Here is a 25226-nt window from a genome sequence, read left to right as displayed (position 1 = left end):
CGGGCCGGCTCAATGGCGGCGCGGGGGATCGCGGCTCAGGCCCTTGGCGTCGAGCTCGGCCAGATAAGCGGCCCAGCGAGTCTCGTGCTCGGCGCCGAGTTCGCGCAGGTAGGGCCAGCTGAAGATGCCGGTCTGGTGCATGTCGTCGAAGATCAGCCGGACCGCATAGTTGCCGACCGGCTCGACGCCGATGATCTGCACGTCGCGCTTGCCCGGCACGGTCTTGCGTTCGGCGGCCGAATGGCCCTGCACCTCGGCGCTCGGGCTTTCGACGCGCAGATACTCGGCCGGCAGCGCGAATGACGTCCCGTCGTCGAACGCCACGTGCAGGGCGCGCTTGTCCTTCGCCAGTTTGATCTCGGTGGGCCAGACGCTCGACATGCGATGATGATCCCTGAACGGCGGCGCCGCGCTCCGGCCCGGCGGGCCGGCGGGTAGCGGTCGCTTGCCAGCGCACATATATCGGGCAAGATGCCTTTCCGCCACGCGGCTCCGCACCATCTCAGGCCCATGACCGAGACGATCCAGCTTCCGACCCAGGCCCGCCCGCTCGTCGACCCGTTCGGCCGGTCGATCACCTATCTGCGCGTGTCCGTCACCGATCGGTGCGATTTTCGCTGCGTGTACTGCATGTCCGAGGACATGACCTTCCTGCCGCGCAAGGACCTGCTGACGCTGGAGGAGCTTGACCGACTGTGCTCGGCCTTCGTGCGCCAGGGCGTGCGCAAGCTGCGCATCACGGGCGGCGAGCCCTTGGTGCGGCGGGACATCATGACGCTGTTCGGCAACCTGTCGCGCCATCTCGACTCGGGCGCGCTGGAGGAGCTGACGCTCACCACCAACGGCTCGCAGCTGGCGCGCTACGCCGATGAGCTGGCGGCCTGCGGCGTGCGGCGCATTAACGTGTCGCTGGACACGCTGGATCCCGACAAGTTCAAGGCCATCACCCGGCGCGGCGACCTCGCGGTCGTGCTGAAGGGCGTCGACGCCGCGCGCCGGGCCGGCATGCAGGTGAAGATCAACGCGGTGGCGCTGAAGGGCGTCAACGAGAACGAAGTCGAGCGCATGATCGACTGGGCCCATGCGGGCGGCATGGACATGACCTTCATCGAGGTCATGCCGATGGGGGACATCGAGCCGGCGCGGTTCGACCAGTACTGGCCGCTGCGCGACCTGCGCGCCCGGCTGGCGCAGACCTACACGCTGGAGGACATCCCGTATCGCACCGGCGGCCCGGCCCGCTACATGCGCGCCAAGGAGACTGGCGGGCGCATCGGCTTCATCACGCCGCTGACGCATAATTTCTGCGAGAGCTGCAACCGCGTGCGGGTGACCTGCACGGGCACTCTCTACATGTGCCTTGGCCAGGAGGACGCCGCGGACCTGAGGGCGCCGCTGCGCGCGTCCGAGGGCGACGAAGCTCTGGACGCGGCAATCAAGGCCGCCATCGCTCGCAAGCCCAAGGGGCACGACTTCATCATCGATCGCGACACCGCCCGCCCGGCCGTGGGCCGGCACATGAGCGTCACGGGCGGCTGAGCCTTGAGCTTGACGTTTTAGCGCCACGCGCAATCTTGAGGCCCGGGACCGCTTTGGTGCGAGTTCGATGGGGCTTCAGGTGAACACATTTCCGATCGTCGGCGTCTATGCGGCGCTCAACGTCTTCATTCTCGCCTGGCTGGCGTGGTCTACCGGCAAGCTCCGGCGGCAGCACCAGGTGTCCATCGGCGATGGCGGCGTCCCGGCGCTGATCCGCGTGATGCGCGGCCACGCCAACGCGGTGGAGAACATTCCGATGTTCTTCATCCTGCTCATCGTCGCGGCGGCGATCGGAACGCCAGCATTCGTGCTGCATGGGCTCGCGGCCGTGTTCACGGCCGGCCGGGCCGTTCACGCCTGGTATTTCATCCAGCCGGACGCTCCCATGCGCCTGCGCGTGGTGGGCTTCGCGGCCACGCTGCTGCCAATGCTGATCCTGGCGATCGGCCTGCTCGGCCACGGCCTGGTGCAGCTCTTTCATTGAGCCGACGAGAGATCGCGAACTCCCTCCGGCTATCCGCCACTGCCGGGTCCATCCCGGCACTACATGCCCACGCGCGGCGCATGGATCCCCGGGTCAGGCCCGGGGGTGACGGTGGAGGGGCCCAGCCTGCGCGTTTACGACGACCAGTTGTGCTTGAAGTCCGGATAGAGCGTCAGGCCGCCGTCGATGTAGAGCGTCTGGCCGGTGATGTAGCGGGCTTCGTCGGAGGCCAGAAACGCGTAGGCGGGGGCCATGTCCTCCGGATCGCCGGCGAAGCCCATCGGGATGTGGCTCTCGACGGACTTGCGCTTTGCGGGGTCGTTGCGCCAGGCGTCGTTCATGGCCGTGACCGTGGCGCCCGGCCCGATGGCGTTGACCCGAATGCCCTTCTCGGCGAATTCCAGCGCCAGCGTGCGGGTGAGATGGCCAAGGCCGGCTTTCGACATCGCGTAGGCGGCGTAGCCGGGCTTGGGGATCGCCTCGTGCACGCTCGACGTGTTGATGATGACGCCGCCGCCAGGACGCGACAGGAAATGCCGGATCGCCACCCGGGAGGCGAGCGCCGGGCCCTTGAGGTTCACGTCGAGGATCTTCGAAACGTCGTCGTCCGACATCTCGTCGCCGGGTGTTTCGCTCTGGATGCCGGCGTTGTTGACCAGGATGTCGAGCCGACCCCAGCCCGACACCAGCTCTCCGATCGCCCGTTCGATATCGCTTTCCCGGGCGACGTCCGCCACTGCGATCCGGTGGTCGGCCTTGGGCAGGCCGGCGGCCGCCGTGACCTCATGAAGCTTGGCGAGGGCCTTGTCCGCGTCCTCGGGATCGTTGCGATGGTTGATCGCCACGATCGCGCCCTCCTGGGCGAAGCGAACCGCGACCGCCAGCCCGATGCCGCGGGACGAACCGGTGACGAGGGCGAAACGCCCGGCGAGACGATGGGGGATCGTTGACACTGGAAATCTCCTTGCGGGCCGCAACGGCCGACGCATCTGGCGATGCGCCGACGCCGAACGTCAAGCGGAGCGCAAACGGGAGACGAGCAGATCCAGTTCCGAGCCGAAGGCGTTGGACTGCTGTGCGAGTTGGTTGGAGCGCTGGCGCATGGCGCCGCCAGACTTTTCCAGCGCGCCCATTGCGACCCGCACGCTATTGGCCGCCTCGCCGACTGTGGCGGCCATCCGGGCTGCGTCCTGCGCGCCCGTCGCGATCGCCGTGGTGGCGACGCTTTGCTCGTCCACGGCCTCGGCTATGACGGAGGCGATCCCGGACACCTGGTCGATCGAATCCACGATGGTGGCGATCTGGCTCACGGAGGCCTGGGTGGCGGCCTGGATGGCGTGGATCTGAGTGGCGATGTCGTCGGTGGCCCGGCTCGTCTGCGCCGCCAGCGACTTGACCTCGGAAGCCACCACCGCAAATCCGCGGCCGGATTCGCCCGCGCGCGCCGCCTCGATGGTGGCGTTGAGCGCGAGGAGGTTGGTTTGGGCGGCGATCTCCGAGATGAGGCCGACCACGGAGCCGACCCGCTCCACCGCCCCGGCCAGCTCGCGCATCGTGCGGGCCATCTCGGCCACGTCCGCCGACGCGCGCTGGGTGACGCCGAGGCTCTTTTGCACCTGCTCGCCGATCGCCCCGATGGAGCGCGACAGGGTCTCGGTGGCGGTGGCGGTGGCGCTGACCCGATCGGCGCTCTCGCGAGAGGCGTTATCGGCCCGGTCGACCTCGCGGCGGGCGTGCTCGGACGCCGACAGAGTCTCGGCCGCAGTCGTCTCGACGGCCTCGGACGTGGAAATCATGGCGGTCGAGACGCTGCCGGAGGTGGCCGTGAAGGAGGCCAACGCGTTGTCGACCTTCTCCCGCCGCTCCTCGAGGCTGCGCTTCAGCTCCGCCTGCTCGATCGCCATCGCGTTGAGCGCGTCCACGGCGACATAGCGCATAACGGCGGCGCATTTCTGCGCCACCTTGCGGCCCGAGAACACGTGGTGCGCGCCGATATGGTCGAAGAGGTGCGCGGACAACGCCACGGCGCTCGCGAGGCGAATGCGGGGCCCATAGCCGTCGCGCATCTCGCGGCCGATCGTCTCCTTGAGACGCCCCACATAGGCGTCGTCCATGTTGCCGTCGAACATCTCGCCGTAATAGCGCGACTGAAAGGCCACATAGGTTTCGGCGTATTTCTCGGCGAAGGAATCAAAGCCCGGAAGATCGCGCCAGGTCGCGTAGTAGGCGCGCAGCACGCTCGGCCCGTCACGCTCCACCACGGCGCGCAGGCCACGGATGATCGCTTCGCTCTCCCGGTTGAGAGAGAATGCTTTTTGGCGAGAGCGAAGATCGTCGAGAAAGGACATGCGCGCGGGCGATCCATCAGATGAAGGAAGCCTACACAGAGGGACTTAACGAGCAACTAAACAACTCTGCTCGCTCAGCTTGCGCTTTAGCAAATCGATTCTGGCTCGGGGCGTGATGATCGATTGTGCTGGAAGGGAGCGGTCGACCGTGTAGGGTCTCGCCAAGACAACGCGATACTCCATGCACAGCTTTGCTCAGAACCGCCGCGGCATCCTCTCCATGATGGCCGCCATGGCGATCTTCACGACCAGCGACACGATGATGAAAATCGTCCGCGAGGCGGCGCCGCCCGGCGAGGTGGTGTTTATCCGCGGCGCGTTCGCGATCCTGTTCAGCCTGCTGCTTCTGTTGGGCCTCGGGCAAATCCGCCGGCTTCCCGATACGCTCTCGGGCTGGGTCGCGTTGCGCGCCCTTCTCGAAGCCGTGGTGGCGATCTGCTTCGTGATCGCGCTCGGGCACCTGCCGCTCGCGGATCTGACCGCGATTGGCCAGTCGGCCCCGATCCTGATCGCGGTCGCCTGCGCGGTTTCGGGGCTCGAGCCCATGGGGTGGCGGCGCTGGCTGGCCGTGCTGGTCGGGTTCGGAGGCGTTCTGCTCGTCGTGAGGCCGACCGGCTCGCATTTCGACGCCTACAGCTTCGTCGCCCTCTTGTCGGCGTTCTTCGTGGCGGGGCGCGATTTGGTGACCCGGAGCATCCCACGGGCGATTCCGACCGCGGCGATTCTGACCGCGACCTCCACGGCCGTGTGCCTCAGCGGGCTCGGTATGATCACGGTCGAGAGCTGGGTGCATCTCGCCCCAATCCACTGGCTGTTTCTGATCGGCGCCGGAGCCGCCGTGATGCTTGGGCAGTTCTTCGTGATCACGGCTTTCCGGGACGTCGACGTCTCGGTGGTTTCACCCTTCCGTTACAGCGTCATAATCTGGGCGGTGCTGGCCGGCGCGATCGTGTTCGGCGAACTTCCGGACGCGATGACGATCACGGGCGCGGCGCTGGTGATCGGGAGCGGAATCTATACCATCCATCGCGAGCGGATCCGCGCCCGCATGGCGCCAGTGACCGCGCCGGCGCCGGGAAATCTTGAGCCTGCGCCGCAGCTTGCGGGCAGGTTTGAACGCGAGAGCGCAGGCGCGGCGAAAAACCTCCCCAAAGCCGCAGACCCGCGCTAGCAGCAGGGCAGACAGGATGTTATAGCGTGACCCGGGCTGCGGGTCCTATTGCTGCGCCCGCGGTCGTCTCTGCAAAACAAAAAGCACGCGTCGTGCACGATGGAGGGGTTTGTTGTCCGGCTTGCTGACGTTCAGCCGTCTGATTGACGGCATCAACACGCGCCTTGGACGATGGCTGAGCTGGCTCATCGTGGCCGCCGTGATCGTGTCCGCCACAAACGCCATTATCCGCAAGCTGTTCGACGTGTCCTCGAACGCCTGGCTCGAGCTGCAGTGGGTGCTGTTCGGCATCGTGTTTCTGCTGTGCTCGCCCTGGACGCTGCTGAGCAACGAGCACATCCGCATCGACATCGTGAACAGCATGCTCTCCAAGCGCGGGCGTGACTGGATCGACGTGATCGGCCACACGCTGTTTCTGCTGCCGCTCACCATCGTGATGCTGATCACCTCCTGGCCGTTCTTCACGCGCAGCTTCATGATCCGCGAGCAATCGCAGAACGCGGGCGGACTGCCGCAGTGGCCGGCGAAGTTCCTGGTGCCGCTGGCGTTCTTCCTGTTGTTCTTTCAGGCGATCTCCGAACTCATCAAGCGCGTCGCGATCATGCGTGGCCATCTGGCGGACACCGTCTCCGGCGGTGGCCACCATGCGTCCGCCGAAGCGGAGGCGCAGCGCCTGCTGGCCGCCGCCGGGATCGACCCGGTCGCCGATCCCAAGCCTCACTAGCCTGCCGAACGTTTCGGGGCGGGTCCGCCTCCTTCGCCTGCACTCGTCCTCCCGGGATCATTCCCCATGACCGCCTTCCTCATCGAGAACATGGCGCCGATCATGTTCGGCGCCCTCGTGCTCTTCCTGCTGCTGGGGTACCCGGTCGCCTTCGCGCTCGCGGCGAACGGCCTGTTCTTCGCGCTGTTGGGTATCGAGCTTGGCCTGTTCCGCCCCGATTTCCTGCAAGCGCTGCCGGAACGCGTCTACGGGGTGATGAACAACGACACGCTGCTCGCCATTCCATTCTTCACCTTCATGGGGCTGATCCTCGAACGATCGGGAATGGCCGAGGACCTGCTGGACACGATCGGCCAGCTCTTCGGCCCGGTGCGCGGCGGCCTCGCCTATGCGGTGATCTTCGTGGGCGCGCTGCTGGCGGCGACCACAGGCGTGGTGGCGGCCTCGGTGATCTCGATGGGCCTGATCTCGCTGCCGATCATGCTGCGCTACGGCTATGACCGACGCCTTGCGTCCGGCGTGATCGCGGCCTCCGGCACGCTGGCGCAGATCATCCCGCCCTCGCTCGTGCTGATCGTGATGGCCGACCAGCTCGGCCGCTCGGTCGGCGACATGTATGAGGGCGCGTTCATTCCCGGCCTCGTGCTGGCGCTGCTCTATGCGCTCTACGTCTTCGGCGTGAGCGTGTTCTTCCCGGCCGCGGCCCCCGGCCTGCCGCCGGAGGCGCAGACGCTGCGCGACGCCGACGGGCAGACCCGCCGCCTTTCCGTGCTGGTCGTCACCGTGATCTCGGGCGTGATCGGCTACCTGGTGATCAAGAACTTCACCAAGGTCGGCGCGGGCGCGGACTTCGTGGTGCTCACCATGACGGTCGCGGTGGCGGTGTCGTTCGCGATCGCGGTCATCAACAAGCTCTTCGGGCTCGGACTGCTGTCAAGGATGGCGGAGCAGACCGTGTTCGTGATGGTGCCGCCGCTCGGCCTCATCTTCCTGGTGCTCGGCACGATCTTCATCGGCCTGGCCACCCCGACGGAGGGCGGCGCGATGGGCGCCGCGGGCGCGGTGCTGCTGGCGATCGCCAAGCGCCGCCTTACCTGGGACCTGATGCGGCAGGCCACGGAGTCCACCGCGAAGCTCTCTGCCTTTGTGGTGTTCATCCTGGTTGGCGCGCGCGTGTTCTCGCTCACCTTCTTCGGCGTCAGCGGCCATGTGTGGGTGGAGCACCTGCTCACCTCGCTGCCGGGAGGCCAGGTCGGCTTCCTGATCTTCGTGAACCTGCTGATCTTCGTGCTGGCGTTCTTCCTCGACTTTTTCGAGCTCGCCTTCATCGCGGTGCCGCTGATCGGGCCGGTCGCCGACAAGCTCGGGATCGATCTCATCTGGTTCGGCGTGATGCTGGGCGTGAACATGCAGACATCGTTCATGCACCCGCCCTTCGGGTTCGCGCTGTTCTACCTGCGCTCCGTCGCGCCGCGCGAACCGTACAAGGACCGCGTGACCGGCAAGATGATGGACCCCGTGACCACCGGGCAGATCTACTGGGGCGCGGTGCCCTTCGTGGTGATCCAGCTCATCATGGTGGCGCTGGTGCTCCTCTTCCCCAGCATGGTGATGCACTACAAGAGCAGCGGACCCGTGGTGGACCAGAAGAAGGCCATGGAGCAGCTCAACAACCTGACGCCAAACATGGATGACGGGCCGCCCGCGCTCGACTTCGGCGCGCCGCCGAAGATCCAGTAGGCCCTCACGAAACGCAAAAGGCCGGGATCATCTCCCGGCCTTTTTGTTTGCGCGGCGACGTGTGGTGCGGGAATTACAGCCCACTCATTGGCGCCAGCGTCACCGCCTTGGGATCCTGGGCGTGGCCGGGCAGCGTGCCGGTCGTCTCGATGGTGTCCAGCGCGCGGCGGATCAGGCGCAGGCCCATGGGGGCGAGTTCGCGCTTCCAGAGCGAGCCGGCATCGTCGTCCGGATAAACGAAGCACCATTCCTGCTCGCCCACTAGGCCGTCGTCCCAGCCCTCCGAGAGGTGGTAGATCGAGCCGCCGCCGATGGGGTCGCGCGCCTTGATGGTCCATTCCACGGCCGCGATGCCGCGATGGCGGGGCAGCAGGGAGGGATGGTAGCCGAAGGCGTTGCGCGCCTTGGCGCGGGCGTCCGCGCCGATGAAAGCGTGGCAATGGGCGGCGATCATCGCGTCGAATGGGCCGTTGGGCAGCATGTCGGCCTCGATGCGGCGCGGGTTGTCGAGCAGCGCATGCGGCACGCCCTTTTCGGTCGCGAGCTTGCCGAGCTGGTCCTCGCCATTCGTGCCCAGCACGAAAACCTCGTCGCCCCGTTCCAGCAGGATGTCGAGCACCCGGGCTGCGAACCAGCGGGATCCGATCAGGGCGACTTTCATGGGTTGTCCTTCAGACGTGGCGGTTGTGGCTCCTATAGACGCCGCAGCGACGGCGGGGAACAGCCTCGGCCGTTGACCAGGGTTGTGCAACGCAAAAACCCCGGGAGACGGGCTCCCGGGGCTGCACGCAGAAGCGCCGCGGCGCGAAGCGCGCGGCCGGGGCCCCCTACCCCTTCGCGCGCGAGCGGATCATGTAGCTGTCGTAAGTGAACTCGGAGATCTGGAACCACAGATATTCGTCGTTCCGGAACGCCATGTAGGCGTCGTGGATCTTCTTGAAATCCGCGTTGTCCTTGGAGATCTCCGCGTAGAGCTCGACAGAGGCTTTCTGGCAGGCTTCCATGATGTCGGGCGAGAACGGCCGCAACTGCGCGCCGCTCTGCACCAGCCGGCGGACCGCGGCCGGGTTGCGGGCGTCGTACTTGGCCTGCATGTCGACATTGGCGTAGCCGGCCGCCGCGGTGACGATCGCCTGGTAGTTCTTCGGCAGCTTGGCCCAGGCTTCGGTGTTGATGAAGAAGTGCAGCGCGGCGCCGCCTTCCCACCAGCCCGGATAGTAGTAGTAGGGCGCGACCTTGTTGAAGCCGAGCTTCTCGTCGTCGTAAGGACCGACCCACTCGGCCGCGTCGATGGTGCCCTTCTCCAGCGCCGGGTAGATATCGCCGCCGGCGATCTGCTGCGGCACGGCGCCGAGCTTCTGGATGACGCGGCCGGCAAGCCCGCCGATGCGCATCTTGAGGCCGTTGAGGTCAGCCGGGGTCTTGATCTCCTTGCGGAACCAGCCGCCCATCTGCGTGCCGGTGTTGCCGCCCGGCAGCGAGACAATGTTGTACTTCTTGAAGAAGTCGTTCAGCAGCTCCATGCCGCCGCCATGGTAGAACCAGGCGTTCTGCTGGCGGGAGTTCAGCCCGAAGGGCACGGCGGTTCCAAACGCGAAGGTCGGATCCTTGCCGACATAGTAATATGGCGCCGTGTGACAGCACTCCACGGTTCCATTCTGGATCGCGTCGGCGGCCTGGAGGCCCGGGACGATTTCGCCCGCCGCGAAAACCTGGATCTGAAACTTGTTGTCGGTGGCCTCGGCGACCAGCTTGGCGAAGACCTCCGCCGCACCGTAGATCGTGTCGAGCGATTTCGGGAAGCTGGACGTCAGGCGCCAGCGCACCTCCGGCGAAGACTGCGCGATGGCTGGCGCGGCGACCGCGGTTGCGGCGAGCCCGGCGCCAGCCGCGGCCATGAATTTACGGCGTTCCAACATGTTCCCTCCATCCGGTGCACTCTTATGCGTTTTACGCAGTGGCGCATCCCGGTAGACGCATATCGGATCGCACTCGTGACTTTCAAGCGCCAAGCTTGCGCTAGGCGAAAAAAAACCCCGGGGCGTGAACCCCGGGGCGGCAGATGTGGAAGCGCGGGTCGGCTTACTGGCGCGCGCGGGCGCGGATCATAAAGTTGTCGAAGGTGAACTCGGCAACCTGGAACCAGAGGTATTCCTCGTTCCGGTAAGCGATCATGGCGTTGATCGCCTTCTTGAAGTCCTCGTTCTTGGCGCTGATCTCGGCATAAAGCTCGTTGGACGCTTTCAGGCAGGCTTCCATCACTTCCTGCGGGAAGGGACGCAGCTGCACGCCGGCGCCGACGAGGCGCTTCAGCGCGCCCGGGTTCTGCATGTCGTAGCGCGCCTGCATCCAGGTGTTCGCGGCCGTGCAGGCGTTGAGCAGGATGGCCTGGTAGTGCTTCGGCAGCGCGTTGAACTTCTCCTGGTTGAAGAAGGCGTGGACGGTGGGGCCACCCTCCCACCAACCCGGGTAGTAGTAGTAGGGAGCGACCTTGTTGAAGCCGAGCTTCTCGTCGTCATAGGGGCCGACCCACTCGGCCGCATCAATGGTGCCCTTTTCCAGCGCCGGGTAGATGTCGCCGCCGCCGATCTGCTGCGGCACGGTGCCGAGCTTCTGCAGCACCTGGCCGGCGATGCCGCCGATGCGCATCTTGAGGCCGCTCAGGTCCGCGGAGGTCTTGATCTCCTTGCGGAACCAGCCGCCCATCTGCGTGCCGGTGTTGCCGCAGGGCGCGCCGATCACGTTGTACTTCTTGTAGAACTCGTTGAAGAGCTCGTTGCCGCCCGCCTGGAACAGCCAGGAGTTCTGCTGGCGGGCGTTGAGGCCGAACGGAACCGAAGCTGCGATCGCGAAGGTCGGGTCCTTGCCGACGTAGTAGTAGGACACCGTGTGGCAGGCCTCGACGGTGCCGTTCTGCGTGGCGTCGAGCGCCTGCAGGGCGGGCACGATCTCGCCGGCGGCGAAGACCTGGATCTGGAACTTGCCGTCCGTCATCTCGGAGACCTGCTTCGCCATGTACTCGGCGCCGCCATAGATCGTGTCGAGGGACTTCGGGAAGCTGGACGTGAGGCGCCACTTCACCTCGGGGCTGGACTGCGCGATGGCAGGCGCCGCGACGGCGCTGGCCGCGGCCCCGATGGCCGCGGTCTGGATAAATTGGCGACGCTTCATTGCAACGATCCCTCCGAAAGGCCCAAGGGGGTGGGCCTGCTTTGCTGCTTTTCTTGAGATGGCGAAACCTGGCGGCTTGCCCATCGGGCGCTGAATGTGGACCATCAAGACGGGCGCGGCAATGCCCGCCAGAGGTCTCGAAGCCTCACGCGCAGCGTGGTTCTGCTATGCGACGGCGCCATGCGGTTTGCAAGTAGCGGGCCCAGGATATTGCGTCCCGCCAACGCTTTTCGCCCCGTCCCGCCTGGGTTAGAGCGATCCAGGGTACGATTCGTGCGCGTTCGTGAGGAAATGGGCGATGGCGGGATTGAATGCGACATCGTTGATCGGCGCTGCGGGCGCGTTCGACCTCGCGTTTGCGGCGTTTCATCTCGCCTTTCCGCTGCTGTTTCGATGGCGGTCCAGGCTGGCCAAACTGGATCCCGTGAACCGGGGCATCCTGGTGACGGTGAACCTGATGCTCGTCTTCGTTTTCGCCGCGGCGGGAGCCGTGCTGGCGCTCAAGCCCGATCTGGTCGCGACGGACATGCTCGGCCGCGGCTTTCTGTTTTTGGGCGCGGGCTTCTGGACCCTGCGCGCCGCGTTGCAGCCCGTGATCTTCGGGCTCGACCACTGGGCGTCGAAGCTGTTGCTCGTCGTGTTCCTGGCCGGGGCCGCGCTGCACGCCGCCCCGGCCTGGCCGTAGCCTATTCGATCACGATTTTCGGGGCGGGACGCGCTCCCGCCCGGCCGGCTTCGAGTCCGGCCCAGACCTGCGCGGCGATGGCCTTGTAGGCCGCCGCATGGGGACCATCCGGAGCGGTCGCGACGACCGGAAGGCCGGCGTCGGACTTCTCGCGGATCTCCATGTGCAGCGGCACTTCGCCGAGGAACGGCACGCCGAGCCGCTGCGCCTCGTGGCGGGCGCCGCCATGGCCGAAGATGTCGGACCGGCCGCCGCAATGGGGGCAGATGAAGGTCGACATGTTCTCGACGAGGCCGAGCACCGGCACATCCGTGCGGTTGAACATCGCGATGCCGCGGCGCGCGTCGATCAGGGCAAGGTCCTGCGGGGTGGAGACGATCACCGCGCCGGCCAGAGCCACGGCCTGCGCCATGGTGAGTTGCGCGTCGCCGGTGCCGGGCGGCATGTCGACCACGAGCACGTCGAGATCACCCCACGCCACCTCGCGCAGCATTTGCTGGAGCGCCGACATCACCATCGGGCCGCGCCAGATCACCGGCGTCTCGTCCTCGATCAGGAAGCCGATGGACATGATCTTCAGCCCATAGGCCTCGAGCGGCTTCATGATCTTGCCCTCGAGGATCTCGGGGCGCTCGTGCAGGTTGAAGAGCTTGGGCATGGACGGGCCGTAGATGTCGGCGTCCAGGATGCCGACCTTCAACCCCTGCGCGGCGAGCGCCAGCGCAAGGTTGGCGGCCGTGGTGGACTTGCCGACGCCGCCCTTGCCGGACGCCACCGCAATGATGCGCTTCACGCACGGAACGCCGGCGCGCGCCGTTGCGGCGCTTGCGCGGGGCCCCGGAGAAGCCGGCCCGGGCCTGGCCGCGGGGGCCGAACCCGGCGCACGCTCGGCCGTCAGCGTGGCGAGCACGGCTTCCACGCCGGGAAGCGCCTTCACGGCCGCCTCGACGGCCTTTCGCATCGGCTCGGCCTCGGCTGCCCGGCCGGGATCGGCGGCAAGCGAGAGATAGACCTTGGAGCCCTGGATGGAGAGGCCCGACACGACGCCCGACTGGGTGACAGGCTTGCCGTCCGGCCCCACAACATTGGCGAGCGCGGAAAGGACGTCCTTCTCGGTGACCACGGCATTCTCCCGACCTGCGGCGGCGGACATGTTGGGCGCCGCGCACGGCTCTATGTAAAGATCGGCTGCGGCGGGTCAACGCGCGCGAGGCCGCCGTGGAGTAGGAGCGTATGCGGGAGCCCATTCTTGGCGTCATTCTGGCCGGAGGCCTGTCGTCCCGCATGGGACGGGAGAAGGCGCTGGCCACGCTGGCCGGACGGCCGCTGCTGGCGCATGTGCTGGAGCGGCTCGACCCGCAGGTGGACGCGGTGGCGCTGAACGCGAATGGCGACCCCGGCCGTTTCGCCTCCTTCGGGCTCGAGATCGTCGCGGATCTGCACGCGGACAATCCTGGCCCCCTCGCTGGTCTGGCGGCTGCGCTGGAGCTGGGACGCCGCAAGGGCTTCGCGCTGGTGGCGACGGCGCCGTCGGACGCGCCCTTTCTCCCGCAGAACGCCGTGGAACGCCTATTCGAAGCTCTCGATCCGGCCTCCCTCGCGGCCGTCGCGACGGGACCAAACGGGCTTGAGCCACTGGTCGGCCTCTGGCGCGTCGCGGCCGCTCCCGCCATCGAAAAAGCGCTGGCGGAGCAGCGACGGGCGGTGCACCGCCTGCTGTCGGACATCCCGCACCGGCTGGTGAGCTTCGAGCCCGGACCCGACGAGGTCGACCCTTTCGCCAACCTGAATACGCCGGAGGACTTGGCTACCGCCGAACGGCGGCTGAATCCGCCGCGGCCGTGATTGCCGCGCCTCTCATTGCGGGCATAATGCGCCCGCAATCGCGGCCGAGCCTCGGCCGGACAATAATAAAGCCGTTCGTGATGAAGCGCCTGTTTCTCGCCCTGGTGGCGGCCCTGCTCGCCACGGCGTCCCTTGCGCCCGCTTGCGCGAAGGATTGGAGCACGATCCGCATCGCCACGGAGGGCGCGTACCCACCGTTCAACTTTGTCGAGAACAACGAACTGCAGGGTTTCGAGATCGATGTCGCGAAGGCGCTCTGCGAGAAGGTGAAGGCGACCTGCACCTTCGTGATCACCGATTGGGACGACCTCGTGCCAGACCTGAAACGCGGGCAGATCGACGCCATCGTGGCGTCTCTCGAGATCACGGAGGAAAGGCGGCAGAAGATCGCCCTCACCCGGCGGTATTATCGCACGCCGCCGGTGTTCATGGTCCGCAAGGACACCGACCTGAAGGCGGTGACGCCGGAGGCCATGAAGGGCCGCAAGCTCGGCGCGATGGCGGGCAGCGTTTATGCGACCTATCTCGAAGACCTCTACGCGCCGGGCGCGGCCGTCGGCCTCTACGCCAACCAGGACGAGGCGAGCCTCGATCTCGCGCTCGGGCGGATCGACGCCGTTCTGGGCGACAAGATCGCCCTGACGGAATGGCTCAAGCGCGGGCAGGAGGCCTCCTGCTGCGAGTTCCTCGCCGACGCGCCGCCGGACGTGACCTATTTCGGCGAGGGCTACGGCATCGGCCTGCGCAAGGCGGACGACGACCTGAAACGGCTGCTCGACGGGGCCATAGAGGCGATCCAGGCCGATGGAACCTATGAGCGCATTCGTGCTCGATACTTCCCCTTCGACGTGAAATAGCGGGCATCATTCGCTCGCAAATTCAGCGGTTTCGCCCGGCATCCCTGTTGCGTCGCGCAAGGCGGCGGTGTCCAATGCGCCAGCTCCGCCCGACAAGGATCAAGCGATGATCGGGGCGGACGAAACGAGCCCCGCGAATAGCGGGACCATGGAGGGATTGCTGATGAAGACCATTCGTATCGCTGCCGTTGCGGTCGCCGCATTGCTGGCCGCCGCGGGCGTAGCCCAGGCGCAGCAGAAGGAATGGAAGGAAGTGCGCGTCGGCACCGAGGGCGCCTACCCGCCGTTCAACAACCTGAACGCCAAGGGCGAGCTCGAGGGCTTCGAGATCGACTATGTGAACGCGCTGTGCGCCAACATGAAGATCAAGTGCACCTGGGTGGCGCAGGACTGGGACGGCATCATCCCGGCGCTGCTCTCGGGCAAGTACGACATCATCGCGGCCGGCATGAACGCCACCGACGAGCGCAAGAAGAAGGTCGACTTCACGGCCGTCTACACGCGCACGCCGATCTCGGTGATCGCCGCCAAGACGGTGACCAGCACGGACGTTTCGCCGGCCGCGCTGAAGGGCAAGGCCGTCGGCGCCCAGAGCTCCACCGTGCACGCCAACTACCTCGAGAAGTTCTACTCGGGCTCGTCCGTGAAGCTTTACCCGACGCAGGAAGAGGCCAACCTCGACCTGAAGAACGGCCGCCTCGACTACATCGTGGCTGACCAGCTGTCGCTGGAAGACTTCATCAACGGCCAGGGCAAGGATTGCTGCAAGTTCGTCGGCGAAGTGAAGCGCGACCCGGCCATCCACGGCCCGGGCGTCGGCATGGCGGTCCGCAAGGAAGACACCGCGCTGCGCGACATGTTCTCCAAGGCGATCGAGGCTTCGCTGAAGGACGGCACGCACAAGAAGATCGCCGACAAGTACTTCAAGATCAACATCATGGCTGACTGAGGCTTTCGCCTCCTCGTAAAACCGGAGCGGCCTGCCTGGCGGGCCGCTCCGCCCTACCCGCCTGACGTCGGCCGATTCCGGCCCGCGTCCCCTCCCGCCGGACCTGCGCGGCCACATGGACTACTACCTGAACCTCCTCGCCTGGGGCGACAAAGGGTGGGGAGACGAACTGGCCCGCGGCGCGATGATCACCATCACGCTGGCGCTGGCGACGCTGCCGTTCGGCGTCGCGCTGGGACTGCTGGTGGCTTTGGCGAAACGGTCTGACAGCGCGGTGCTCCGCGCGGCCGGGACGATCTACACCACGGTGTTTCGCGGCGTTCCGGAGCTTCTGACGCTCTACATCGTCTATTTCGGCCTGCAGCTCGGGCTGCAGAAGGCGTGGAAAGGCCTGGGCCTGCCGGGCAACATCGAGATGCCCGCCTTTGTGGCCGGCATGATTGCGCTCGGCTTCGTGCTCGCCGCCTTCTCGTGCGAGGTGTGGATCGGGGCGCTGAACTCCATTCACAAGGGGCAACGGGAGGGCGCGTACGCGCTGGGTCTGAACAAGGCGCTGACGTTCCGCCTCGTGGTCGCGCCGCAGCTGCTGCGGGTCGCGCTGCCTGGCCTTGGAAACAACTGGATGGTGCTCCTGAAGGAGACCTCGCTGGTATCCGTGATCGCGCTGCCGGACCTGATGTTCTGGACCGGGCGGGCCAACGTGGTGACCAAGGAGCCGTTCCTGTTCTTTGGCGCGGCCTGCATGATCTACATGGTGTTTTCGGTGCTTTCAGCCTGGGGGCTGACGCGCCTGGAGGCCCGCACCAATCGGGGCTTCGTGTCGGGCGCGGGAGGCAGCCGGTGAACTGGTGCCAATATCCGGGCTATGCGATCGGCAACGAGGCGCTGACGAACTACGGTTGCCGCATCTTCGGCGGCCTCGGCACCACAATGGAGTTGGTGGCGATCTCGGTCGTGCTGGGCTCGGGACTTGGGCTCGCGATCGCGCTGGTGCGCCTCTACGGAGGCGCGATCTCCTCCAGCGTGGCGGCCGCCTACACGACGTTCTTCCGGGGCACGCCGCTGCTGGCGCAGCTGTTTCTGGTGTACTACGGCGCGGGCCAGATCAGGCCGCTGCTTCAGGATGTGGGCCTTTGGGTGTACTTCCGTGAGGCGTTCTTCTGTGCGGCCTTCACGTTCACGCTGAACACGGCCGCCTACCAGGCCGAGGTGTACCGAGGCGCCATTCAGTCCGTGCCTCGTGGGCAGTGGGAAGCCGCGCGCGCGCTTGGCATGCGGGCGCGCCACATCTTCTGGAAGGTGGTCGCGCCCCAGGCCGGCATGGTGGCGCTGCGGCCGCTCGGCAACGAGCTCGTCATCATGGTGAAGTCGTCGGCCGTCGCCTCGCTGGTCACGATCCTCGACCTGATGGGCTCGACGCGGTTCGCCTTCGCGCGCTCCTTCGACCTGATGGTCTACGTGTTTGCGGCGCTGCTCTATCTTCTGATCGTCGAAATCATCCGCCGGGTGTGGGATGTGATCGAGCAGCGCTTGACGCGGCACCTCCATACCGCCTGATATGCCCGGCCCGGGTCGACCGGGCCCGGCCGCCTGCGCGCGGCCCAGAAGGCATTCGGAGGGCGGCGCCCTCCCCGATCAGGAGCACACCACATGGCGAAAGTCGCGTTCCTCGGCCTCGGCGTCATGGGTTATCCCATGGCCCGTCACCTCAAGGCCAAGGGCCATGAGGTGACGGTCTACAATCGCAGCTTCGAGAAAGCCGAGAAGTGGGTGAGCGAGAACGGCGGGCGCGCCGCCCGCACCCCGAAGGAAGCAGCCGCCGGCCAGGAGATCGTGTTCGCCTGCGTGGGCAATGACGACGACCTGCGCTCGGTGGTGCTGGGCGACGCGGGCGCATTCGCCGGGATGGAGAAGGGCGCGACCTTCGTGGACCACACGACGGCCTCGGCCGAGGTTGCGCGTGAGCTCTACGCCAAGGGCAAGGAGCTCGGCGTCGCCTTCATCGACGCGCCCGTTTCGGGCGGACAGGCCGGCGCTGAGAACGGCGTGCTGACCGTGATGTGCGGCGGCGACGAGGAGGTCTACGCCAGCGTCGAGCCGGTGATCATGAGCTTCGCGCGCGCGTGCCGCCGGCTGGGACCGTCGGGAGCCGGACAGCTCACCAAGATGGTGAACCAGATCTGCATCGCCGGCCTCGTGCAGGCGCTATCGGAAGGCGTTCACTTCGCCAAGAAGGCGGGCCTCGACGTCGAGGGCGTCATCGAGACGATCTCGAAGGGCGCGGCGCAGTCCTGGCAGATGGAGAACCGCTACAAGACCATGAACGCCGGCAAGTTCGACTTCGGATTCGCGGTGGACTGGATGCGCAAGGACCTCGCCATCTGTCTGGCCGAGGCGCGGCGCAACGGCGCCAACCTGCCGGTCACCGCCCTGGTGGACCAGTTCTACTCGGAAGTTCAGAAGATGGGCGGCGCGCGCTGGGATACGTCCAGCCTGTTCGCGCGACTGGAGAAGTAAGCCGATCCGGCTCGCGCTCACCCCAGAGCGCGGGCAACCTCCGCCCTGAGCACGGGCAGAACCTCCTCGCCGAACCACGGATTGCGCTTCAGCCAGCCGGTGTTGCGCCAGGACGGATGCGGCAGCGGCATCACACGCAGTTGCGCGTGGATCCGCCGCCAGTCGGCGACGGCGGCGTCCAGGGTCGGCGCGACGAGATCGCGCCGGCCGGCCCGCTCCAGCGCCCACCGCAAGGCTGGCGCGCCGAGCGCCACCGTGAGCGCCGGCTCGGGCATTTCGGCCAGAAGGCGGGCGCGCCAGGCGGGAGCGCATTCCGGGCGTGGCGGCAGGTCGCCGCCCTTGGCGTCCTGCCCGGGGAAGCAGAAGCCCATCGGCAGGATCGCGACTCGCGCGGCGTCGTAGAACGTCGCCTCGTCGAGGCCGAGCCAGTTGCGCAGCCGGTCTCCCGACGCATCCGTGAACGGCCGGCCGGAAGCGTGCACCTTCGTGCCCGGCGCCTGCCCGACAATCATCAACCGCGCCGTCGAGGACGCCTGCAGAACCGGCCGGGGCTCGTGAGGGAGAGGCGTTCGCCGGGGCGCGTCGCGGCAGATCCGACAGGCGCGGATGTCGGCGAGCAGGCGCTCGAGGCGGTCATTGGACATGGAGGCGCCTTCGCGCTTCACGAACCATGCGGGCGGGGATGGCGGGCCCGCCAGTCGGCCGGTCGTTCGAAGCGACCAGCCCAGACGCCCCGCCGCGCCCGCCGGGCCTCGTCTTCCTCGCTCTCGTAGTCGCCATACGCGACCGCCTGCCCGGCGCGGACCATGGCGCGATTGATCTCGACCTCGCCGGCCTTGCAGACCGCGAGCTTGCGATCGTACCGATCGCGACCGCTCACCGCGCAGGTCACGGGCGCGCGTCCCACGAGTTCCAGCAAGGCCGCCCGCGCGGCGCGGCCGCACGGCTCCTCGGCCGCGCCGCGAAAGCAGGTCTGGTGCAGTTCAGGCGCGTCGATGCCCGAGAGGCGGATATCGTCTCCCGCCATGCGCAAGCTGTCGCCGTCCACAACCTCGACGCGGCCCTGCACATTCTCGACGCGCAGGTACCGGACGACTTCCTTGCCGGCCGCGAACAGCGCCGCCGTTATGGCGAGCGCCAGCAGTCCCGGGAGGCCGCGGCGAAAGCGTGCGGCGCCGGCGCCATAAAAGGCCATTGGTTCAATCCAGCCGAATCCATCAGGCGCAAGTTAACTGTTTTCGGCGAGCATGCAGCCTTACCACGCGTTGTGAGTCTGCGTTCCGCCGATGACCGAACTGACGCCCGAGATCATCCAGCGCGGCCGCGGGGCGGATCCGTCCGAGGTCGCGCGCCGTCGTCGCGCGAATCGCGAGCTGCAGGCCACCCGTGAAAAGCTGACCTCGACCTCCGGCCTGGAGCGCGCGTTCGACTACGAGCTTCTCCGCCAGTTCGCCGAAACCCGCCGCAACGCCGCGACGGTGATGTATCTCCTGGCCGCCATCGTGGCGGCCGCTTCCAGCGTCTGGCTCAGCACGCCGCTCGTGGTCTTGTGGCTGGCGGTCGTCACCTCGGTGATGAGCGTGGGCTTCCTGGTGGCGGGCCGATTCCTACGCGCGCCGGCCGACGACGTGGTGACCACCACCTGGCGCGTGCGGTTCATGGCGACCGAACTCGCGCAGGGCGTGGCGTGGGCGGCGCTGCTTGTTCAGCTCTACCAGAGCGGGTCCGTCTCGGCGCAGACCTTCCTGCTGTTTCTGTCGCTGCTGATCACGGCCGTGACCGCGATGCTGTCGGCGAATGTGCCGGTCGCGGTCTATGGCGGCATCGCGCCGCTGACGGCCAGCATCATCGCAAGCACCTCGGCGGTGAGCAGCATCGAGTGGCTGACCATGGCGGCTGCCGCGATGGGCGGGCAGCTCTACTTCGCGATCCTGTCCAACAGGCTCTATTCGTCGACGATCGCCACCCTGGAGTTCCGCGCCGAAAAGGACGCCCTGATCGCCGAGCTCGAACAGGCGAAGGCCAATTCCGACCAGGCGCGACGGCGGGCCGAGGAAGCCAACATCGCCAAGTCGCACTTTCTCGCCACGATGAGCCATGAGCTGCGCACGCCGCTGAACGCCATCATGGGGTTCTCGGAAGTGATGAAGGGCGAGCTCTTTGGCCAGCACCAGGTGCCGGCCTATCGCGAGTACTCCAACGACATCTACAGCAGCGGCAAGCTCCTGCTCGACATCATCAACGAAATCCTGGATCTGTCGCGCATCGAGGCCGGCCGGTATGAGCTGAAGGAAGAGGCCGTCAGCCTCGCGCATGTGGTCGAGGATTGCCGACACATGCTGCAGATGCGGGCCAAGAACCGGTCAATCGTCATCAAGGAGATGATCGAACCCCAGCTGCCGAAGATCTGGGCCGACGAGCGCGCCATCCGGCAGGTCGCGCTCAATCTCCTCTCCAACGCCATCAAGTTCACGCCGTCGGGCGGCGAGGTGACGATCAAGGTCGGCTGGACGTCATCAGGCGGGCAGTATCTGAGCATTCGCGACACGGGACCGGGCATCCCGGAGGACGAGATCCCGATCGTGCTTCAGTCGTTCGGACGCGGATCGCTCGCCATCAAGACCGCCGAGCAAGGCACCGGCCTCGGCCTGCCGATCGTGAAGGGCCTGATGGACATGCATGGCGGCCAGTTGATCCTGAACTCCAAGCTGCGCGAGGGCACCGAGGTGGTGATCACCTTCCCGCCGTCGCGGGTGATGGACACGCTCGCGCCCCTGGCCGAGCCGCGGACCGAAACGCCCCCCGTGCACACGACGGGCCGGCGCGCGGCCTGAGGGCGTCAGCCTTCCCGGTCGGAGACGCCGGCTTGGCCGAAGGTCGCCATGCCGTTGTGGCAGGCCGCCGCCGCCTTGATCACGCCCATCGCCAGCGCGGCTCCCGATCCCTCGCCGAGCCGCATGCCCAGGTCGAGCACCGGCCGCAGCCCGAGCCGTTCCAGCACCTCGCGATGCGCGCCCTCGGCCGACACGTGTCCGGCGACGCAGTGGTCCAGCGCGGACGGATCAAGCGCGTGCAGCACGGCGGCGGCGGCCGTGACGACGTAGCCGTCGAGCACCACCGGGATGCGGTTGAGACGCGCCGCCAGGATCGCGCCCGCGGTGGCGGCGATCTCTCGCCCGCCCAGGCGGCGCAGCAATTCGAGCGGATCGGAAAGATGGCCGGCATGAATGATGAGCGCCCGCTCCACGGCGGCGGTCTTGCGCTTGAGGCCCTCGTCATCTACCCCCGTGCCGCGGCCGACGAAACGGGACGGATCGCCGCCATAGAGGCCGGCGTAGATCGCCGCTGCGACTGTGGTGTTGCCGATGCCCATCTCGCCGAGGCCGAGCAGGTCGATGCCGCCCGAGATGGCCTCCATGCCGAACGCCATCGTGGCGACGCAGCTCTTCTCGTCGAGCGCCGCTTCCTGCGTGATGTCGCCGGTCGGGATATCGAGCGCGAGGTCGAACACCTTGAAGCCGAGGTCATAGGCCGCGCAGATCTGGTTGATCGCCGCGCCCCCGGCCGCGAAATTCTCCAGCATCTGGCGGGTGACGCTTTGCGGATAGGGCGACACGCCCTGCGCGACCACGCCGTGGTTGCCGGCGAACACGCAAACGGTCGGCCGGTAAATCTCAGGCTTGGGCTTTCCCTGCCAAGCCGCCAGCCAGACCGCGATGTCCTCGAGCCGGCCGAGGCTGCCGGGCGGCTTCGTGAGCTGGGCGTCACGCTCCCGAACGGCGCGCTCGGCGCCGAGATCCGGCCCCGGCATGGTGGCGACGAGGCTGCGGATGTCGTCGAAGGGAAGGCCAGCCGCGTTCATCGCCCGTGCTCCTGCAGTCGCGCCGGTGGGGATTCGGCGGGAGGCCTGCTATACCGCCTGCAACCTGATGCGGAAAGCCACGCGCCGTCATGTCCTTTGCGCCCGCCGACACCCCTCCCCCGGCTCCCCCGTCCGCATGGCGCGGGCTGGCGGTCGATCTGGTCCAGTGCCTGCGCTTCTACACGCGCCTGCCGACGCCCCGGCTTTCCTGGGAAAGCGATCCGCACGCCGCGCCTGATTTCACCCGCGCGCCCCGCATGCTGCCGCTCGCCGGAGCCGCCGTCGGCGCAGTCGGCGGGCTGACGCTCATGGTCGCGAGCGCGGCCGGCCTGCCCCCGATGGCCGCGGCAGGCCTCGCGCTCGTGGCGCTGGTGGCGGCAACCGGCGCGTTCCACGAGGACGGGCTCGCCGACATGGCCGACGGCTTCTGGGGCGGCTCGACGCCGGAGCGCCGGCTCGAGATCATGGCGGACAGCCGGCTCGGCTCCTACGGGGCCACGGCGCTGGGGCTCGCCCTGCTGTTGCGCTTCGCGGCGATCGCGGGCCTCCTCGCGCAAGCGGGCGCGGGCCGGACCGCCTTGGCGATCGTGGCGGCCGCGGCTTTGTCGCGCGTCGTCGGGCTGACGCCGCTCTGGGCGCTGCCGTCGGCGCGGCCCGGCGGGCGTTCGGCCTCGGTCGGCAGGCCCAGCGACGCCATCATGGGGACCGCCTACGCGGGCGCGGCCGTGACCTGCGGATTGCTTCTGCTGCCGGGCTTCGGCCCCGGACGAGCGTTGATTGCGTTCGGCCTCGCGGCGCTGTCGGCCTGGCCGTTGATCCGGCTCGCGAAGGCGAAGATCGGCGGGCAGACCGGCGATGTCGCCGGAGCCGGGGCGATCCTGGCCGAGATCGTCGTGCTGATGACGCTGCTGGCCGGGATTCGCTGACGCGATGTCGGCGGCCTCGCCCTGCGTCAAGTTCTGCGTGATCGATCCGGCCACGGGCATCTGCGAGGGCTGCGGACGGACCACCGCGGAGATCGGGCGCTGGCCGACCTTGTCCGCGACGGATCGCAAACGGATCACGAAGGCGCTCGGGAAGCGATTGAAGGCATTGCGGGAGAGCTTGGCCGAGCGGCCGAGCGAGGGCTAGGCCGGCGGCAGCCGGCCGCCGTTCAAGCGGCCTCGGAGTCCGCGCGGCGCAGATGCGCCAGGGCGGCATGCAGCGTGCCGAGGTCCGCGCCGGGCTTCACGGCCTCGGTCGCGAGATGGCGGCGGAACGCCCGCGCGCCGGGCTGGCCGTGGAACAGGCCGAGCACATGGCGGGTGAAGGACGACAACTTTGCGCCGGCTTCCATCTCGCGGGCGATGAATGGTTCGAGCCTCGCGAGGGCTTCAAAGCCGTCGGAGACGGGCGCGGTCTCGCCAAACAACTCGGGATCAACCGCGAGCAGCAATTCAGGCTCCTGATAGGCCGCGCGCCCGAGCATCACGCCATCGAGGTGGCGCAGGTGCTCGCGGCACTCCGCCAGACTGCCGATGCCGCCATTGAGCACCACGGGCAAATGCGGCAGCCGCCGCTTCAGCCGATAGACACGGTCATAGTCGAGAGGCGGGATATCGCGGTTTTCCTTTGGCGACAGGCCTTTCAACCAGGCTTTTCGGGCATGCACCACGAGGGCGTCCACGCCGGCCGCCACCACCGCGTCGGCGAGCTGGTCGAGCGCTTCCTCGGGGTCCTGGTCATCGACGCCGATGCGGCATTTCACCGTGACGGGAACGCGCACGGCCACCTTCATGGCGGCGACGATGTCGCCCACCAGCGCGGGTTCGCGCATCAGGCAGGCGCCGAAACGGCCGCTCTGAACCCGGTCGGATGGGCAACCGACGTTCAGGTTCACCTCGCAATAGCCCTCTGCCTCGGCAATGCGCGCCGCTGCGGCGAGATCGGCGGGATCGGAGCCGCCCAACTGGACGGCCACGGGCTGCTCGGCGGGATCGAACCCCAGCACACGCCGGCGATCGCCGTGCAGCGCCGCGCCGGTGGTCACCATCTCGGTGTACAGCAACGCCCGCCGCGACAGCTGCCGATGGAAAATGCGGCAGCGCCGATCGGTCCAGTCGATCATCGGGGCGACGGAGAACCGCCAAGGAGACAGGGGGGAACGTGTTTCAAGCATTGCGGGATCTGGGGGAAAACGCGTTGATAGCCGCAAACGCCTCGCGTGGCGACTCGGCCGGCGTTTCGGCATCGATCAACCTTCGCTGATCCTGCCCGTCTCGAGAAAGCGCTCCATCCGCGCTTCCCAGGGCGCAATGTCGATGCCGCGCGCTTTCAGCCAGTTCTCGTCCAGCAAGGTGCTGCGGTAGCGCTCGCCGCTGTCGCACAGCAGCGTGACTACGGAGCCGGACTGCCCGGCCGCGGCCATGCGCTCGATCAGGTGGGCGGCGGCCCAGAAGTTCGTGCCGGTCGAGCCGCCGCAGGAGCGGCCGATGCGCCGGCTGAGGACGCGCGCGGACGCCGCGCTGGCCGCGTCCGGGACCGCGTAGGCCTCGTCGATCAGCTCCGGGATGAAGGACGGCTCGCAGCGCGGCCGCCCGATGCCCTCGATGCAGGACGGCGGCCCCGACACGGTGCAGACGCTGCGGTCGGCGAGGTGGCGGTGGAACACGGAGGCCTCGGGGTCGGCGAGGCACAGGCGCGTCGGCAGGCGGCGGTAGCGGATGAAGCGCCCGAGCGTGGCGGATGTGCCGCCCGTTCCGGCGCCGATCACGACCCAGGCCGGGATCGGGTGTTCCTCGCGCGCCATCTGGCCGAAGATCGATTCGGCGATGTTGTTGTTGCCGCGCCAGTCGGTCGCGCGCTCCGCATAGGTGAATTGGTCCATGTAGTGTCCGCCAAGCTCGGCAGCGAGGCGCGCGCTGGTTTCGTACATCTGGGCCGGACTGTCGACGAAATGGCTCTCGCCGCCGTGGAACGCGATCTGGGCGACCTTCTCGGGCGAGGTCGTCCGCGGCATCACGGCGATGAAGCGCAGGCCGAGGATGCGGGCAAAATAGGCTTCGGACACGGCTGTGGAGCCGCTGGAAGCCTCGATGATGGTGGTTTGCGGGCCGACCCAGCCGTTGCACAGCGCATACAGGAACAGCGAGCGCGCCAATCGGTGCTTGAGGCTCCCGGTGGGATGGGTGGACTCGTCCTTGAGATAGAGCACGACGCCGGGCGTGCCCGGGATCGGCACGCGATGAAGATGCGTGTCGGCCGAGCGCGTGAAATCCGCCTCGATGGCCGTGATGGCGGCTTCGACCCAGGCGCGATCTGGTTGTGTGGTCATGTGGCGGACTCCCCTGAGCCG

General features: G+C 67.5%; 27 protein-coding genes. 15 read left to right on the top strand and 12 right to left on the bottom strand.

The genetic code is table 11. From position 1 onward, the window contains the following. Positions 1-9: 9 nt before the first annotated feature. The gene (locus AC1DSZ_RS15630) at positions 10-381 is read right to left on the bottom strand and encodes a gamma-butyrobetaine hydroxylase family protein (protein WP_476839269.1); all 372 of its coding nucleotides are present in this window, start codon (positions 379-381) and stop codon (positions 10-12) included. Between the two features lie 129 nt (positions 382-510). Between AC1DSZ_RS15630 and moaA the strand changes: the two genes are divergently transcribed. After that, the gene (gene moaA, locus AC1DSZ_RS15625; protein WP_476839268.1) at positions 511-1539 is read left to right on the top strand and encodes a GTP 3',8-cyclase MoaA; all 1029 of its coding nucleotides are present in this window, start codon (positions 511-513) and stop codon (positions 1537-1539) included. 79 nt (positions 1540-1618) lie between these two features. Continuing rightward, positions 1619-2023, top strand: coding sequence for an MAPEG family protein (locus AC1DSZ_RS15620; protein WP_476839267.1), 405 nt, complete (start codon positions 1619-1621; stop codon positions 2021-2023). Positions 2024-2157: 134 nt separating this feature from the next. Here the strand turns inward: AC1DSZ_RS15620 and AC1DSZ_RS15615 are convergent, their stop codons facing one another. Continuing rightward, complete coding sequence (locus AC1DSZ_RS15615; RefSeq protein WP_476839266.1) at positions 2158-3012, bottom strand: glucose 1-dehydrogenase; 855 nt, start codon at positions 3010-3012, stop codon at positions 2158-2160. Positions 3013-3036: 24 nt separating this feature from the next. After that, complete coding sequence (locus tag AC1DSZ_RS15610) at positions 3037-4371, bottom strand: methyl-accepting chemotaxis protein (protein WP_476839265.1); 1335 nt, start codon at positions 4369-4371, stop codon at positions 3037-3039. A 181-nt stretch (positions 4372-4552) separates the two neighbouring features. Here AC1DSZ_RS15610 and AC1DSZ_RS15605 point away from each other — a divergent pair, with 181 nt between their 5' ends. The 3 genes from AC1DSZ_RS15605 (at position 4553) to AC1DSZ_RS15595 (ending at position 8006) form a co-directional block, all read left to right on the top strand. Further along, positions 4553-5542 carry a DMT family transporter gene (locus AC1DSZ_RS15605; protein WP_476839264.1) on the top strand — a complete coding sequence of 330 codons (990 nt, stop codon included), beginning with the start codon at positions 4553-4555 and terminating at the stop codon, positions 5540-5542. Positions 5543-5654: 112 nt separating this feature from the next. After that, on the top strand, positions 5655-6266 hold the full coding sequence (locus tag AC1DSZ_RS15600; protein WP_476839263.1) for a TRAP transporter small permease subunit: 612 nt from the start codon (positions 5655-5657) through the stop codon (positions 6264-6266). A gap of 66 nt (positions 6267-6332) precedes the next feature. Continuing rightward, the gene (locus AC1DSZ_RS15595) at positions 6333-8006 is read left to right on the top strand and encodes a TRAP transporter large permease (protein ID WP_476839262.1); all 1674 of its coding nucleotides are present in this window, start codon (positions 6333-6335) and stop codon (positions 8004-8006) included. Positions 8007-8079: 73 nt separating this feature from the next. Here the strand turns inward: AC1DSZ_RS15595 and AC1DSZ_RS15590 are convergent, their stop codons facing one another. The 3 genes from AC1DSZ_RS15590 to AC1DSZ_RS15580 all read right to left on the bottom strand — a co-directional run bounded on the left by AC1DSZ_RS15590 (position 8080) and on the right by AC1DSZ_RS15580 (position 11177). Then, positions 8080-8667: a formyltransferase family protein gene (locus AC1DSZ_RS15590; RefSeq protein ID WP_476839261.1), complete on the bottom strand. Its 588-nt coding sequence runs from the start codon at positions 8665-8667 to the stop codon at positions 8080-8082. Between the two features lie 166 nt (positions 8668-8833). Continuing rightward, on the bottom strand, positions 8834-9922 hold the full coding sequence (locus AC1DSZ_RS15585; RefSeq protein ID WP_476839441.1) for a TRAP transporter substrate-binding protein: 1089 nt from the start codon (positions 9920-9922) through the stop codon (positions 8834-8836). Between the two features lie 166 nt (positions 9923-10088). Further along, a complete protein-coding gene (locus tag AC1DSZ_RS15580) occupies positions 10089-11177 on the bottom strand; it encodes a TRAP transporter substrate-binding protein (RefSeq protein WP_476839260.1) in 1089 nt (362 codons plus the stop codon). A gap of 298 nt (positions 11178-11475) precedes the next feature. Here AC1DSZ_RS15580 and AC1DSZ_RS15575 point away from each other — a divergent pair, with 298 nt between their 5' ends. Next, the gene (locus tag AC1DSZ_RS15575) at positions 11476-11862 is read left to right on the top strand and encodes a hypothetical protein (RefSeq protein ID WP_476839259.1); all 387 of its coding nucleotides are present in this window, start codon (positions 11476-11478) and stop codon (positions 11860-11862) included. A 1-nt stretch (position 11863) separates the two neighbouring features. On the opposite strand, the gene AC1DSZ_RS15570 is transcribed toward AC1DSZ_RS15575, so the two are convergent. After that, positions 11864-13015: an Mrp/NBP35 family ATP-binding protein gene (locus tag AC1DSZ_RS15570; RefSeq protein ID WP_476839258.1), complete on the bottom strand. Its 1152-nt coding sequence runs from the start codon at positions 13013-13015 to the stop codon at positions 11864-11866. An 80-nt stretch (positions 13016-13095) separates the two neighbouring features. On the opposite strand from AC1DSZ_RS15570, the gene mobA reads away from it, so the two are divergent. From mobA to AC1DSZ_RS15540, 6 genes are all read left to right on the top strand, one after another. Further along, a complete protein-coding gene (gene mobA / locus AC1DSZ_RS15565; protein WP_476839257.1) occupies positions 13096-13707 on the top strand; it encodes a molybdenum cofactor guanylyltransferase MobA in 612 nt (203 codons plus the stop codon). Between the two features lie 80 nt (positions 13708-13787). Then, positions 13788-14564: a transporter substrate-binding domain-containing protein gene (locus tag AC1DSZ_RS15560; RefSeq protein WP_476839256.1), complete on the top strand. Its 777-nt coding sequence runs from the start codon at positions 13788-13790 to the stop codon at positions 14562-14564. A gap of 163 nt (positions 14565-14727) precedes the next feature. Continuing rightward, on the top strand, positions 14728-15513 hold the full coding sequence (locus AC1DSZ_RS15555; RefSeq protein WP_476839255.1) for a transporter substrate-binding domain-containing protein: 786 nt from the start codon (positions 14728-14730) through the stop codon (positions 15511-15513). A gap of 115 nt (positions 15514-15628) precedes the next feature. Continuing rightward, positions 15629-16357 carry an ABC transporter permease gene (locus tag AC1DSZ_RS15550; RefSeq protein WP_476839254.1) on the top strand — a complete coding sequence of 243 codons (729 nt, stop codon included), beginning with the start codon at positions 15629-15631 and terminating at the stop codon, positions 16355-16357. Next, on the top strand, positions 16354-17070 hold the full coding sequence (locus AC1DSZ_RS15545) for an ABC transporter permease (protein ID WP_476839253.1): 717 nt from the start codon (positions 16354-16356) through the stop codon (positions 17068-17070). Before AC1DSZ_RS15550 ends, AC1DSZ_RS15545 begins: the two co-directional genes overlap by 4 nt. Positions 17071-17163: 93 nt before the next feature. Continuing rightward, positions 17164-18030: an NAD(P)-dependent oxidoreductase gene (locus AC1DSZ_RS15540; RefSeq protein WP_188516893.1), complete on the top strand. Its 867-nt coding sequence runs from the start codon at positions 17164-17166 to the stop codon at positions 18028-18030. A gap of 17 nt (positions 18031-18047) precedes the next feature. Here the strand turns inward: AC1DSZ_RS15540 and AC1DSZ_RS15535 are convergent, their stop codons facing one another. After that, positions 18048-18674: a uracil-DNA glycosylase family protein gene (locus AC1DSZ_RS15535; protein ID WP_476839252.1), complete on the bottom strand. Its 627-nt coding sequence runs from the start codon at positions 18672-18674 to the stop codon at positions 18048-18050. Positions 18675-18691: 17 nt separating this feature from the next. Continuing rightward, complete coding sequence (locus AC1DSZ_RS15530; protein WP_476839251.1) at positions 18692-19225, bottom strand: thermonuclease family protein; 534 nt, start codon at positions 19223-19225, stop codon at positions 18692-18694. Between the two features lie 91 nt (positions 19226-19316). On the opposite strand from AC1DSZ_RS15530, the gene AC1DSZ_RS15525 reads away from it, so the two are divergent. Continuing rightward, positions 19317-20864, top strand: coding sequence for a sensor histidine kinase (locus tag AC1DSZ_RS15525; protein WP_476839250.1), 1548 nt, complete (start codon positions 19317-19319; stop codon positions 20862-20864). Between the two features lie 5 nt (positions 20865-20869). Here AC1DSZ_RS15525 and cobT read toward each other — a convergent pair whose 3' ends face one another. Next, positions 20870-21892 (bottom strand): nicotinate-nucleotide--dimethylbenzimidazole phosphoribosyltransferase, encoded by a 1023-nt coding sequence (gene cobT / locus AC1DSZ_RS15520; protein ID WP_476839249.1) that lies wholly within the window; start codon positions 21890-21892, stop codon positions 20870-20872. Positions 21893-21981: 89 nt separating this feature from the next. On the opposite strand from cobT, the gene AC1DSZ_RS15515 reads away from it, so the two are divergent. Then, positions 21982-22818 (top strand): adenosylcobinamide-GDP ribazoletransferase, encoded by an 837-nt coding sequence (locus AC1DSZ_RS15515; RefSeq protein WP_476839248.1) that lies wholly within the window; start codon positions 21982-21984, stop codon positions 22816-22818. 4 nt (positions 22819-22822) lie between these two features. Further along, on the top strand, positions 22823-23023 hold the full coding sequence (locus AC1DSZ_RS15510) for a DUF1289 domain-containing protein (protein ID WP_476839247.1): 201 nt from the start codon (positions 22823-22825) through the stop codon (positions 23021-23023). A gap of 22 nt (positions 23024-23045) precedes the next feature. On the opposite strand, the gene dusA is transcribed toward AC1DSZ_RS15510, so the two are convergent. Beyond that, on the bottom strand, positions 23046-24050 hold the full coding sequence (gene dusA / locus AC1DSZ_RS15505; RefSeq protein WP_476839246.1) for a tRNA dihydrouridine(20/20a) synthase DusA: 1005 nt from the start codon (positions 24048-24050) through the stop codon (positions 23046-23048). Between the two features lie 75 nt (positions 24051-24125). Continuing rightward, positions 24126-25205, bottom strand: a complete 1080-nt coding sequence (locus AC1DSZ_RS15500; protein WP_476839245.1) for a PLP-dependent cysteine synthase family protein — start codon at positions 25203-25205, stop codon at positions 24126-24128. Between the last annotated feature and the right edge of the window lie 21 nt (positions 25206-25226).

The organism is Alsobacter sp. P4_H11, from assembly GCF_056400925.1.
The sequence above is the reverse complement of the archived record's forward strand: the minus strand, read 5'-3'. Positions and strand labels throughout refer to the sequence as shown.